Genomic DNA, 13,031 nt, shown 5'->3' on the forward strand with positions numbered 1-13,031 from the left:
GGGACTCCCTTCTATTCAACTTTGACTAGACTACGCGGCATGACCGAGAAGACCATCCCGCTCCTCCCGTGCCGGACGATCCAGCCGGTGGTCGACTTCTACACCGCCCTGGGTTTCGAGACGACTTTCCTTCAGAAGAGCCCCTACGCCTACGCGGTCGTCGAGCGCGGGCCCGTCGAGCTCCAGTTCTTCGGCATGAAGGCGTACGACCCGAAGGAGTCCTACTCCGGCTGCTACATCCTCACCGACGACGTCGACACACTGCACACGACCTTCCGCGCCGGCCTCAAGGCGGCCTACGGAAAGATCCCGCTGCGCGGGCTGCCGCGCATCGGGCCGCTCAAGGACATGTCGTACGGGGTGCGGCAGTTCCTGATGACCGACCCCGGCGGCAACTCCATCCGGGTCGGCCAGAAGATCGACGAGGACCAGAGCCATCGGCCGGCCCCCAAGGAGACGTTCGCCCGGGCCCTGCACATGGCGGACCTGTTCGCCGACTCCAAGGAGGACCTGCCGGGCGCGGCGAAGATCATCGACCGGGTGCTCGGGCTGGACGACGAACGGCCCACTCCCGTGCAGCTGTTGCGGCTGCTCGTCCTGCGCGGCGACATCGCCCTGCGGCTCGGGGACGAGGAGACCGCGCGGTCGCTGCTGGAGCGGGCGGCGGCGGTCCGGCTCACCGACGAGGAGAGCGCGTCGGCGCGCGACAGCCTGGAACGGCTGGCGGAGCTGCGGGCCTGACGCTGCACGCTCCCGAGGAGCTGCGGTCCTCAACCGTCCCGGCCGCAGCTCCGGCCCGCCTCGGCCCCGTGCGGGCTCAGCCCCAGCTCTGGCCGCTCTCCAGCGCCACCAGGTCGAACGCGCCCTTGCCGTCCAGCGATTCGCGGATGATGTCCGCGTGGCCCGCGTGCCGGGCGATCTCCTCCACGAGGTGCACCAGCAGCCAGCGCATCGAGACCCTTCCGTCCGCGGGGAACCAGGGCGCCTCGGGCAGCGGGAAGGTGTCGTCCAGGCTCGGGACCGAGCGGATGAACTCCTCGGTCTCCTTGGCGACCTGTTCCCAGAAGGCCAGCGTCCCCGGGATCGTCTCGTCGCCGACCAGACGGAAGCTGTCGTCCCACGTCTCCTCGGTGCGCGCCTTCTCGTTCGGGCGCTCCTGCGCCATGCGCAGCCAGTTCAGCTCCATCTCGGCGACGTGCTTGAGCAGCCCGGAGAGCGTGAGCCCGCTGGCGCTCGGGCGGCTCGCGGCCTGCTCCTCCGTCAGCCCGAGGACCGACCGGCGGATCGCGCCGCGCTGCGCCTCGACGAAGGAGAGGAGCGCACCGCGCTCGTCTCCACGGGCCTCCGCGGGAACGTGAGTGACCATGGTGTCCGCCTTTCCGGCTGATGCGAGGAGACGAGGGGCGACAGCTTCCGCCTCCTTCCGACACGACAGACACTACGGACCCTTGCGGACAGCTTCTGTCCTCAAGGGTCCGCGGCGAAGAAGTGATGCGTACCGGATCATCCGGGCGGGAGTACGCGACCCGCGCCCGGGCCCGTACTCGCCTAGAACGGGAAGCGCGAGCGCCCGTGCTGCACCGAGATCCACTTCTGGGTGGTGAAGGCCTCGATCATCGACTCGCCGTTCAGCCGTCCGCTGCCGGAGTGCTTCTCGCCGCCGAAGGGCACGATCGGCTCGTCGTGCACGGTGCCGTCGTTGATGTGGATCATGCCGGTCTCGATGCGCTTGGCGATCCGCACACCCCGCTCGATGTCCGCGGTGTGCACGGCGCCCGACAGCCCGTACGGGGTGTCGTTGGCGATCCTGACCGCCTCGTCCTCCCCGTCGAACGGCACGATCAGCGCGACCGGGCCGAAGATCTCCTGGCCCAGGATCGGCGAGTCGGTGGCGATGCCGGTGAGCACGGACGGCGAGACCAGATTGCCCTCGGCGCCGCCGTGCAGCAGGGCGGTCGCGCCGGCCTCGACCGTCTGGTCGACGAGCGCCGTCACCGCGTCGGCCTGCTGGGAGTTGATGAGCGGACCGATGTGCGTCGCCGGGTCCGACGGGTCGCCGACCTTCAGCGTTCGCACCTTGGCGACGAACTTCTCGGTGAACTCCTTCTCCACCGAGCGGTCCACCAGCACCCGGTTCGCGGCCATGCAGACCTGGCCCTGGTGCACGTACCGGCTGAAGACCGCCGCGTCGACCGCGTAGTCGATGTCCGCGTCGTCGAGCACGATCAGCGCGCTGTTGCCGCCGAGTTCGAGGATGGCGCGCTTGAAACTGGCCGCACAGACGGTGGCGACATGACGCCCCACCTTGTCCGAACCGGTGAAGGAGATGGCCCTCGGCACCGGGTGCTCGAGGAGCGCGTCACCGATCTCGGCTATGTCGGTGATGACGACGTTCAGCACGCCGGGCGGCAGACCCGCGTCCTCGAAGAGCTTGCCCACCAGCGAGCCACCGCAGATCGGCGTGTTCTGGTGAGGCTTGAGGACCACCGCGTTGCCGAGCGCGAGCGCGGGGGCGACCGACTTGATCGACAGCAGGAAGGGGAAGTTGAAGGGACTGATCACACCGACGACGCCGACCGGGAGGCGGTAGACGCGGTTCTCCTTGCCGTCGACCGGCGAGGGGAGGATCCGGCCCTCGGGCCGGAGCGCCAGCTGCATCGCCTCGCGCAGGAACTCCTTGGCGAGGTGGAGTTCGAAGGCCGCCTTGACATGGGTGCCGCCGAGCTCGGCGATGATCGTCTCGGTGATCTCCTGCTCACGGTCCTCGATGACGCGCAGCGCCTTCTCGAACACCGCCCGCCGGGCATAGGGGTTGGTCTCGCCCCAGGGCACCTGCGCACGCTCGGCCGCGCGGTAGGCCTGGTCGACCTCGACAGCTGTGGCGACGGGTATCGAGGCGAGCTTCTCGCCGTCGTACGGATTGAAATCGATGATGTCCCAGGAGCCGCTGCCAGGCCTCCACTCGCCATCGATGTACTGGTGGGCCAGCTCGGTGAAGAAGGACATGTGATCCGATTCCCATCGCAGAAGCAGATGCCTGACGTCACGTCATCGTACTGTCGTTTCAGATCAGTTGGAGTAGACCACGCAGAACGTCACGGCTCTCGGCCGAATCCGGGCTGTCCTCCTGCAGACGCTTCATGACCCGCTCGTACTGGGCGACTTCCTCGCGCTTGTCGAGATACAGGGCGCTGGTCAGCTGCTCCAGATAGACGATGTCCGAGAGGTCCGACTCGGGGAACCGCAGCAGGGTGAACGCACCGCTCTCGCCCGCATGCCCGCCGAAGCTGAACGGCATCACCTGAAGGGTGACGTTCGGGTTCTCGGAGATCTCGATCAGATGCCTCAACTGGCCCTGCATGACCTCGCGGTCGCCGTACGGCCGGCGCAGCGCCGCCTCGTCGAGCACCGCATGCAGATGTGGGGCGCGCTCCGAGACCAGCACCTTCTGGCGCTCCAGGCGCAGGGCCACCCGGCGGTCGATCTCCGCCCGCGGTGCGTTCGGGATGCCACGGGCGACGACGGCGTGGGCGTACGCCTCGGTCTGCAGCAGGCCGTGGACGAACTGGACCTCGTAGATCCGGATGTGCGAGGCCGCTCCCTCCAGTCCCACATATGTCTGGAACCAGCCGGGCAGCACGTCGCCGTAACTGTGCCACCACCCGGCGACGTTGGCCTCCTTCGCGAGGCCGAGCAGGGGTCCGCGTTCGGATTCGTCGGCGACTCCGTAGAGCGTGAGCAGGTCCTCGACGTCCCTCGCCTTGAAGCTCACCCGTCCCAACTCCATGCGGCTGATCTTTGACTCCGATGCGCGGATCGAGTAGCCGGCTGCCTCACGGGTGATGCCGCGCGATTCGCGCAGCCTCCTCAGCTGCGAGCCCAACAGGATGCGCCGCACCACGGAACCGCCACCTGGCCCTTCGGCCCACGACTCACCTGCGGTCACGACTCCAACCCTCCCCATCCATCGCCGTTCATCGCGTTCCGTCCCCTACAGCCTGGAGCACCCCCGAACCCCAAGTGCCGGATTCTGCCACCAAAACGCTTCAGCCCGTACTCATTCGATTACGGAAATGAGAAGCCCTTGGGAAGGCCGTGGGAGAGATCCGTGGAAGATATGGTCAAGAAACGGCACGGGGTCGGACAGGTCCGGCGCGTGCACGTGCATCTGCCCTTGCATCTGCCGTACGCATTCGGAACCATGGTCCTCGCGCACCTGCGTGCTCGTTCGTGTTGAAGCGTCACAGCCGCGATTCCCGGGAGTGCCTCGCATGGGGACGAATGGATCGACCATGCTCGAGCCGTTACGGCAGGGGCTTCCCCCTTTCGATCCCGCGGCAGTCTCCAGCAGCGCCTCGTGCTCCCTGCCCGCCCGCTACGAAGCGGTGCGCGGGGCACGCCAGTTCACGAAGGCGACGCTCGGGCAGTGGGAGCTGGCGGACCGTTTCGACGATGTCGCGCTGGTCGTCTCCGAACTTGTCACCAACGCCCTGCGGCACGCCCTGCCCGATGAGGCGCCGCGCGAGGTCCAGGGCCCGCCGGTGCGGCTGCACTTGATGCGCTGGACGAGCCGCCTGGTGTGTGCGGTGCGCGACCCGAGCCACGAGGGTCCCGGCGCGCGCGCCGGCGACGATGCCTCGTTCCCCGATCCGTGCGGCGCCGCCGAGTCCGGCCGCGGCCTCTTCCTGGTGGACTCCTTCAGCGACAGCTGGGGCTGGCACCCGCTCGCCGGAGCACTGCACGGCAAGGTCGTGTGGGCGCTGTTCCGGCTGGGATGACGCGCGTGGACCCGCGAGACCGGGGGCGGACCCGCATCGGGGGGCGGGCCCGCCCCTCTTTTCTGATCCTCGAAGATCGCCCGGACAGGACCTACGCGGGTGCGATCAGGTGGTCGAACTCGCCGTCCTTCACACCGAGAAGCAACGCTTCTATCTCGGCGGGCGTATAGACGAGTGCGGGTCCATCGGGATGCCGTGAGTTACGCATCGCCACATTTCCCCCGGGCAGCTTGGCGAACTCGACACAGGAGCCCTGCGAGTTGCTGTGTCTGCTCTTCTGCCAGACGACCCCGCGGAGCTCCGTGGCCGCCATGCCGTTGTACGCGTGGTGCACGTGTCGCTCCCGGGGTACAAGGTGCATGTGTCAACTGTCCCGGATCATAGCTCTGTTCATATGCACTTGCATGAGCGCCCGCACGGGCAGATGCACGTGCACGCGGGGTGGCGTTTCGGTTACAGCTCCGAGGACGTCCTCCCCCGGGCCGAACACCCGCGCACAGGGAAGAGACGCAATCCGCGCCCTTCCGGCTCCGGCGAAACGCCGCCAGTCTCATGAGGTGTGCGTCACGCCCCCGCCGCGGCAGGACTACCCACGCGTCGGACCGCCGGATTGCCTCCGGAGGCGCGGCAGTTGTGCCTGGTAGCTTGGCGCGGTCTTGCAACCGACAAGGGGGAAGTCACGTGCACCAGCGAGTACGCATGTCGATGGCCGCCGCCGGCCTCGTCGCCGCAGCAGCTCTCGTACTGACCGGATGCGGCAGCGACGACGGCGGCGACTCGGGCGACAAGACGTCGTCCAGCGCGCCGACGCCGTCGGGCGGCGGCGACAAGCCGAGCGGTGACATCGAGGGCGCGTGGACCGGCAAGACCGACGGCAAGTCCGTCGACCTCGCCGTCACCGGCAAGAAGGCGGTCCTGGTGGCGGACGGACGCGCCTGCACCGGTGACCTGGCGGACATGGGCGGCGAGCCGATGCTGTCCCTCAAGTGCTCCGACGGCAACACCGACCGGACCATGGGATCGATCGAGTCCAACGATGGCAAGACCCTCGTCATCGCGTGGGACGCCGGCAAGAAGGACACGCTCACCAAGTCCGCCAGCGGCAAGCTGCCCGAGGGACTGCCCAGCACGCTCCCGACGGGCATTCCGACTCCCTGATCTCTCGCGTCACCGCCACGGGCCGCGGTCCCCGGCCTCACCGGTCACGGGTTCGCGGCCCGGCCCCTCCTCGTACCCCCTCGTCCTCCGGTTCCAGCGCCTCGGTCAGATCGTCCAGCGCCTCCGCCACCAGCCCGGCGCCGGTGTGCAGGACCGTGTCGGGTGCGCTCTCGCGGTCCCAGTGGTCGAGGGCCTCGTGCACCGCGTCCCACTGCGGGACCCTGCGCTCGCGCACCGCCGCGGCCGCCCGCTCGGTGTCGCGGCGCAGCGCTTCGGCCAGGTCCGCCGCCGCGGGTACGGGGGCGGCGTCGCTGTCGGGCAGATGCGCCTCCATCAGCAGGGCACCACGGCCGAGTTGGGAGATCGCCTCCCCTGCTCTCTCCGCGGCGTCGCGGGAGAGCCCCCGGTTCCGCACGGGCTCGTGCTCAGCCCTCTTCACCGACTCCCGCCAGGCGATACGGGCGTCGCGCGCGTCGAGCAGGGCCTGACGGATGTCCCCGCCCGCCCGGCCCGCCGGGTCGGCGTAGTGGTCCACGACGGCTGCCGCGTAGTCGCCGTTGGCGTGCAGCCAGTCCGCGAGACGATGACGCAGCCGTGGTGTCTCCCAGGCCGGGTAGACCGCGTAGGCGATCATCGCGAGCACTCCGCCCGCGAGGGTGAGCAGGACCCGTTCGCGAACGGTCTGGTTCCAGTCCTCGCCTCCCATGCCCAGCAGGAGGACGACATAGGCGGAGATGAAGACGCTGGAGGCGATGTATCCGGTGCTCAGGACGAGGAAGACGCAGAAGGCGCACAGGACGGCCAGACCACCGGAGAGATAGGTGCCCGGGCCGGCCCCCTGGACGACGGCGGTGGCCGCGCCGACCCCGATCAGCGTGCCGCCGAACCGGGCGACGGAACGGGCGTACGTCTGCGAGAAGTCCGGGCGCATCACCATCACGCAGGTCATCGGCGCCCAGTAGCCGTGACCGAGAGGCAGCGCGGTGCCGACGATGTAGCCGACCGCCGTGACGGCCGAGACCCGGCAGGCATGCCGCAGGACCGGGGAGTCCCGGTGGAGTTCCTCGCGCAGGATGCGCAGCGATCCCGGGATGAGCCGGATCAGCGGCGGGCGGTCGCGGTGCGGGCCCTCGGTGGTGCCGGCACCGCGGGCCGTCTCCGTCACGTCGTCGAGCAGGGCGGCGAGCCGGCGGGCCGCGCGGCGCGCGGGTCCGGTGAGAACCGCGGCGGTGTCGGGGGTCTTGAGCGCGGCCACCGCGGACGGCGGCAGTCGCAGCGGCTTGTTGTGCCGGACCGCGCGGGCGGCCTCGGTGAGTACGGAGGCGGCGGCGGTGAGGAGTTCGTGCACCCGGTCGCGTTCGGGGCCTTCGGCGGGGACCCCGACGGCCGGGTCGGCGAGGGCGGCGAGCACCGGGCGGATCCGCTCGGCGACGCCGCGCATCCCGTGCAGTTCGGCCGGGCGCCGGCGGGCCTGGCGAGGGGTGACGGCAGCGGCACGGCGGGCCTGCATGAGAGGGGCGGGGTCGAAGGGGGCGGTCGGGTCGTGGCGCAGCCGCCGTGCGTAGTCGGCCTCCGCGGCGAGGGCGTCGGCGAGCGCGTCGCGTTGGGCACCCCAGCGGCGTACGGGCAACAGGACGACGAGCGCGGCCTGGACGACCCCACCGGCCGCGATCACGGCGGCGTGGCCCGCCGCGGCCGCGACGGAGGTCGGGAGGGTGACCGTGACCAGCATGATCGCGACGTTGGAGGTGGCGATGATGCCGACGGTGGGCCCGAGGGCCCAGGCGAGTCCGGCGAGGAAGGTCCACAGCGCGAGCATCGCGACGAAGAACACGAGGTGGAAGGCGGTGAGGTAGCTGATGAAGGTGGACACGGCGAGGCTCGCGCCGGACGCGAGGGCGAGCACCGGACGCGGCCGCCAGCTGCGCTGATAGGTGGCGATGGCGGCCTGGAATGCTCCGAAGGCCGCGCTGACGGCGACGACGGACCCGAAGAGGGAGAGCGCACCCGCGACGACGAGGGCGAGTCCGAGTGCGCCCCGCAGCGCGACGAGGGGCTCGAGCCGCTGCCGTTCGAGGGTGAGCCCGGAGCGTGCGGTCTCCTTCAGGGCCCGGAGCCAGGACATGGGGCGAGAGTAGCGGCATGACGGGATGATGCGGACGATTCGGGCGGGGTCGGGGCGGCATGACCTCAGGCGGTCGGCGGTGTGGCGGGACCTGCGCGGTCCTGCGTGTGCCTGGCCCCGGCGGCCGCGGTTGTCAGCGGACCTGCTGGTGCCTGGCTGGCGCCCGGCGGCCGCGGTTCAGCGGTGCGGCCGCATCTGCGCGCTCCTCGTTGCGCGTTGTGCCCGGCGGCCCTGGCCGTCAGCGGTCCTGGGGGACCTGCGGGATCCGCGCGGTCCTGCGTGTACCTGGCGCCCGGCGGCCGCGGTTGTCAGTGGTGCTGCGGGACCTGCGCGGTCCCGCCTGTGCCTGGCCCCGGCGGCCGCGGTTGTCAGCGGTCCTGCGGAACCCGCGCGGTCCCTGTTGCACCCGGCCATCCGAGGCTGTCAGCGATCCTGCCTGCGTCTCACGCCGCACGACCGAAGCCGCACCCACGGTGCGCCCGCGCCTCGCGCGTCACGGCCTCCGGCCGTCAGCAGTCTCGCAACGCGCCTCACAGCGGAAGCCGTCCCGGTCCCGCGGGACCCGCGCCCGGTCCGCCCTCGCCTCGCGCCCTCACGGCCGGAGCCGCCCTCGGTCGCACGACCGCGGTTACGCCCGGCCCGCCCCATGCCTCGCGCACCGCCGGAAACCGCCCCCGGCCGCCCTCCCCTCGCGCCCAACCGCCGGACCCTCACCCGGTCGCCCGACCGCGGCTACGCCCGGCCCCGCAAAACCCGCCCCCGGCCGCCCGCGCCTCGCGCCCAACCGCCGGACCCGCCCCCGGCCCGCCCTCGCCCTCATGGCCGCAGCTGTCCCCGCTCCCGCGACACCTGCGCCCGGTCCGCCGCCGCCCTGCCGTCGAGCCAGCCCGCCTCGTCCGTCACACCCCGCACCCGTGTGGTCGTCGTCCGCGGGAACATCTCCTCCGTCCTGCCCGCCACCGCCACGTCGCGTGAGGCCAGCACCGGCAGGAGGTCCTCCGGGGCGGCGACGCTCTCGGCGGCCGCGGCGAGGCGTTCGCCGACGCGGCTCGCGTACGACATCAGGAAGGACTGCCGGAACGTCTTCGTACGCTTCCGGCCGCCCGCCCGCTGGGACGCCTCCGCGCGGGTCATCGCCGCGTGGCCCTGGACCAGCAGTGAGGTGTGGAGCAGCTCGACCGACTCCAGGTCGCTGTCGAAGCCCACCACCGTGGAGAAGCCGAACGCGCCGTTCCAGACGGCCCGGCAGCGGTTCGCCGTAGCCACCGCGTCCAGCAGGATCGCCTTCGCCGTCTCGTAGGGAGCGTCCACCCCTATACGGCAGGCGGTCGGAGCGTCCTTCGCGTGGGTCCGGTGCGACACGGCGGCCTCGTCCACGCTGTGACGCGCCATCAGCTCCTGGGCCTTGGCGGTGAGCGCCTCCGCCTCCTCCGGGAAGCCCGTGGCCTCCGCCTTGGCGAGGAGGGCGCGGATACGGCCGAGCATCCGCGGCTCGTGCGGCGACGGCGGCGCCGTGAAGGGCGTGCCCGGCACCGGGCCGACCGGTTCGATCGCGGGCAGCCCGACCAGCAGGCGGTAGAGCTCCAGCACCGCCGTGGCGTACGAGAAGCGGTCCGCGCGCCACTCGGGACCCGCGAGCTCCGCGAGCTGTGCGGACCAGCGCGGGGGAAGGCGGTCGTAGCGGTGCGACTCTCCGGCGATGAGCCCCGACACCAGCCGCACATGGTGCTCGTCGAGGTCACGCCGCACCAGCCGTACGACATCGGCCGGCTGCCAGCCGCGCTCCCAGGCACGCCGGACGAACTCCTCGCCGCGCCGGGTCACTTCACCGTCCACGCCGGGGTCCGCGGCGAGCAGCGACGCACCCGTGTCCAGCCCCGCGTCGCCCTGTGCGTACAGGGCGACCGCGAACGCCTCGTCCACCGTGCCCACCGGTCCGCCTCCTTCGTCTCCCGTCGGCGTCCTCGCCGTCCGTGCTCCGACCGGTCGACCGCCTGCTCACCGATGATCCCAGGTAGGGCAGGCACTACCTCCAGGACGCCCCTCAGTGGTCGTGAACCCCGGGCCGCGCCCCGGAAGCCTGGACGCATGACGACGACCCCTTCCGGCGCGGCCGTACGGCTGACCGCCCTGCGCCGCGTCCACCGCGATGTGACCGCTCTCGACGGTGTGGACCTCGCCTTTCCCGCCGGCTCCTTCACCGCTGTCATGGGGCCGTCCGGCTCCGGGAAGTCCACGCTGCTCCAGTGTGCCGCCGGGCTCGACCGGCCGACATCGGGGAGCGTGGAGATCGGCGGCACGGCGCTCGACGAACTGAGCGAGCGACGGCTGACGCTGCTGCGCCGGGAGCGCGTCGGGTTCGTGTTCCAGCAGTTCAACCTCGTCCCGTCGCTGACCGCCGCGCAGAACGTCGCCCTCCCCCTGCGGCTGGCGGGCCGCCGGCCGTCCCGTGCGGAGATCGGCGAGGCGCTGCGCCGGGTCGGTCTCGCCGACCGGGCGCGGCACCGGCCCGGCCGGCTGTCCGGCGGCCAGCAGCAGCGGGTCGCGATCGCCCGGGCGCTGATCACCCGGCCCGCCGTGCTCTTCGGCGACGAACCGACCGGCGCGCTGGACACGTCGACCGGACACGATGTGCTGCGCCTGCTGCGGGAAGTGACCGACCGGGACGGCCGGACCGTGGTGATGGTCACCCATGACCCGGTGGCCGCCTCGTACGCGGACAGGGTCGTCTTCCTCGTCGACGGCCGCCTCGCCGGCGAACTGGCCGCGCCGACCGCCGAGCGGGTCGCCGCGCACCTGACGGGACTGGAGGCCGTGGCGTGCTGACCGTCGCGGTGAGCGCCCTGCGCACCCGCTGGGTCTCCTTCGCCGGCAGCTTCGTCGCCCTCGCGCTGGGCGTCGGGCTGCTGGCCACCATGGGTCTGGGGCTCGCCTCGACCGTCGGGGCGCCGGAACAGCCGCCCCGGCGCTTCGCCGCCTCGCCGGTGGTGGTGGCGGGCACGGACACCGTCACCGTCGACGGCGCCGGGCCGAAGAAGCTCGACCGTCCCCACCCTGTGGACTCCGGACTGCTGCGCGATCTGCAAGCGCTGGGCCCGGTGACGGCGGACGGCACCCCGGACGCCGTCGGCATCGACGCCCCTGCGGCCGCCGTGCGCAAGGTCGTCGGCGACCGGGCCCGCGTCCTCACCGGCGCCGGCCGACGGCAGGCCGACCCGGAATCGGCACGGGACGCGGAGGCCCTGACGACCGTCAACGCCCTGCTCGGCACCGCCGGCGGAGTCACCGCCTTCGTCTCGGTCTTCGTCGTCGCATCGACCTTCGCCTTCGCGGTGGCCCTGCGCGCACGGGAGTTCGGGCTGCTGAGGACCGCGGGCGCGACACCCGGCCAGATCCGCCGGCTGCTGCTGACCGAAGCCGCCGGGGTCGGCGTGCTCGCGTCCGCCGCGGGATGCGCGCTCGGCGCGTGGGGGGCGCCACGGCTGGCGGAGGTACTGGTGCGGGGAGACGCCGCGCCACCGTGGTTCGCCATCGGGGACGGGATCGTCTGGCCGTACTGGACGGCCTTCTCGACCGGCCTGCTGGTCGCGCTCTGCGGCGCGTGGGCCGCGTCCCGCCGCGCGGGGCGTATCGGACCCATGGCCGCCCTGCGCGAGTCGGACGTCGACAGCGGCGTACTGACTCCGGTCCGCCGCATCGCGGGGTGCGCGCTGCTTCTCACCGGCGCGGGTCTGCTCGTGTGGACCCTCGCCACCGACCCGTCCGGGCTGCTGAAGCGCAAGACGTACACCACCCGGCCGATGGTCCTCATCACGGCCGTCGCCCTGCTCGCCCCGCTGCTCGTACGTCCGTTGGCGCGGGCGCTGCCCCTGCCCGGAGCCACCGGGCTGCTCGTACGGGAGAACACCGCCGCCGCCCTGCGCCGTACGGCCGCCGTCGCCGCACCCGTCCTGGTCACGGTGGGCCTGGCGGGCTCGCTCCTCGGCACGGCGGAGACGGTCACCGCGGCCAAGGCAGCGGAGGCACGACGGCAGACCTCGGCCCATCTCGTCGTCGCAGGTGAGGCGTTGCGGCCCGTGCGGGTGCCGGGAGCGACGGTCTCCGCGAGCGCGTCGACCGCCGTGTTCGTACGGGAGGACGGCGCCGCGCTGATCCGGTCCGACGCCCGCGCGGTCTCGGACCCGGCCGCCTTCGCCCGCATCGCGCGGCTGCCGGTCGTCGCGGGCGATCCGCACGCCCTCGACGACTCCTCGATCATCGTGAACGAGGAGTGGGAGCGGCACACCGTCGGCGAGCGGGTGACCGTACGTCTCGGCGACGGGCGGCCCGCGTCGCTGCGCATCGCGGCGGTGATGGCGACGGGCACGGGCAACAACGGGGTGTACATCACCGCGGCCAACGCGACCGCGGCACGCACCGACCGCATCGACGTACGGCTGGGGTCCGGCGCCGCAGAACCGGCGGCGGTCCGGGAGGCGTTGCGGGCGAGCGGCGGCGAGGTGCGCACCGCGGATGCCTGGGCCGCGGCGACGCATCCTCGCACCAGCCCGAAGACCCGCCTCGGGCTGCTGGTGGTGCTCGGCATCGCCGTCCTCTACACGGTGATCGCCCTCGGCAACACCCTGCTGATGGCGACGGCGGTCCGCTCCCGCGAGTTCGGCTCCCTGCGGTCGGCGGGCGCGACGCGGGCGCAGATCCTGCGGGTCGTGGCGGGCGAGTCGCTGCTCGCCGTCGGGATCGGCGCGTTGCTCGGAGCCGCTGTCACCGCGGTGAACCTCGTAGGGCTCGGGGCGGCACTGGCGTCCCTGTCCGCACCCGTCACGGTGACGATTCCCTGGGGCACGGCCGGTGCGGCGGCAGGCGTGTGTGCGGTCGTCGCGGTGGCCGCGGCGCTTCTGCCCGCGTGGGCGGCAACGCGCCGATGACGCACGGGGCGTGGGGCGTGGGGGTGGGACACGGGACGGCCGACC

General features: G+C 72.1%; 11 protein-coding genes. 5 read left to right on the plus strand and 6 right to left on the minus strand.

The features are described from left to right. The first annotated feature begins 39 nt into the window (after positions 1 to 39). Positions 40 to 741 carry a VOC family protein gene (locus RPQ07_RS16860; RefSeq protein WP_313944969.1) on the plus strand — a complete coding sequence of 234 codons (702 nt, stop codon included), beginning with the start codon at positions 40 to 42 and terminating at the stop codon, positions 739 to 741. 76 nt (positions 742 to 817) lie between these two features. Here the strand turns inward: RPQ07_RS16860 and RPQ07_RS16865 are convergent, their stop codons facing one another. The 3 genes from RPQ07_RS16865 to RPQ07_RS16875 all read right to left on the minus strand — a co-directional run bounded on the left by RPQ07_RS16865 (position 818) and on the right by RPQ07_RS16875 (position 3,946). Further along, complete coding sequence (locus RPQ07_RS16865) at positions 818 to 1,366, minus strand: DinB family protein (RefSeq protein ID WP_313944970.1); 549 nt, start codon at positions 1,364 to 1,366, stop codon at positions 818 to 820. Between the two features lie 182 nt (positions 1,367 to 1,548). Beyond that, positions 1,549 to 3,006 carry an aldehyde dehydrogenase family protein gene (locus RPQ07_RS16870; protein ID WP_313944971.1) on the minus strand — a complete coding sequence of 486 codons (1,458 nt, stop codon included), beginning with the start codon at positions 3,004 to 3,006 and terminating at the stop codon, positions 1,549 to 1,551. 58 nt (positions 3,007 to 3,064) lie between these two features. Beyond that, positions 3,065 to 3,946, minus strand: coding sequence for a helix-turn-helix domain-containing protein (locus RPQ07_RS16875; RefSeq protein WP_383231943.1), 882 nt, complete (start codon positions 3,944 to 3,946; stop codon positions 3,065 to 3,067). Between the two features lie 325 nt (positions 3,947 to 4,271). On the opposite strand from RPQ07_RS16875, the gene RPQ07_RS16880 reads away from it, so the two are divergent. After that, positions 4,272 to 4,778 carry an ATP-binding protein gene (locus RPQ07_RS16880; protein ID WP_313944973.1) on the plus strand — a complete coding sequence of 169 codons (507 nt, stop codon included), beginning with the start codon at positions 4,272 to 4,274 and terminating at the stop codon, positions 4,776 to 4,778. 91 nt (positions 4,779 to 4,869) lie between these two features. Here the strand turns inward: RPQ07_RS16880 and RPQ07_RS16885 are convergent, their stop codons facing one another. Continuing rightward, positions 4,870 to 5,112 carry a DUF397 domain-containing protein gene (locus RPQ07_RS16885; RefSeq protein WP_313948922.1) on the minus strand — a complete coding sequence of 81 codons (243 nt, stop codon included), beginning with the start codon at positions 5,110 to 5,112 and terminating at the stop codon, positions 4,870 to 4,872. A 347-nt stretch (positions 5,113 to 5,459) separates the two neighbouring features. Here RPQ07_RS16885 and RPQ07_RS16890 point away from each other — a divergent pair, with 347 nt between their 5' ends. Continuing rightward, positions 5,460 to 5,936 (plus strand): hypothetical protein, encoded by a 477-nt coding sequence (locus tag RPQ07_RS16890; protein WP_384441757.1) that lies wholly within the window; start codon positions 5,460 to 5,462, stop codon positions 5,934 to 5,936. A gap of 37 nt (positions 5,937 to 5,973) precedes the next feature. Here RPQ07_RS16890 and RPQ07_RS16895 read toward each other — a convergent pair whose 3' ends face one another. Both RPQ07_RS16895 and RPQ07_RS16900 read right to left on the minus strand, forming a co-directional pair. Beyond that, entirely contained in the window at positions 5,974 to 8,061 is a 2,088-nt protein-coding gene (locus tag RPQ07_RS16895) for an FUSC family protein (protein WP_313944974.1), read from the minus strand. A gap of 816 nt (positions 8,062 to 8,877) precedes the next feature. Next, positions 8,878 to 9,984: a DUF2786 domain-containing protein gene (locus RPQ07_RS16900; RefSeq protein WP_413777838.1), complete on the minus strand. Its 1,107-nt coding sequence runs from the start codon at positions 9,982 to 9,984 to the stop codon at positions 8,878 to 8,880. 165 nt (positions 9,985 to 10,149) lie between these two features. Here RPQ07_RS16900 and RPQ07_RS16905 point away from each other — a divergent pair, with 165 nt between their 5' ends. Further along, complete coding sequence (locus RPQ07_RS16905) at positions 10,150 to 10,887, plus strand: ABC transporter ATP-binding protein (protein ID WP_313944976.1); 738 nt, start codon at positions 10,150 to 10,152, stop codon at positions 10,885 to 10,887. Then, positions 10,881 to 12,986 carry an ABC transporter permease gene (locus RPQ07_RS16910; RefSeq protein ID WP_313944977.1) on the plus strand — a complete coding sequence of 702 codons (2,106 nt, stop codon included), beginning with the start codon at positions 10,881 to 10,883 and terminating at the stop codon, positions 12,984 to 12,986. Before RPQ07_RS16905 ends, RPQ07_RS16910 begins: the two co-directional genes overlap by 7 nt. Positions 12,987 to 13,031: the final 45 nt, after the last annotated feature.

Source organism: Streptomyces sp. AM8-1-1 (assembly GCF_032229325.1).
Classification (GTDB): Bacteria; Actinomycetota; Actinomycetes; order Streptomycetales; family Streptomycetaceae; genus Streptomyces; species Streptomyces achmelvichensis.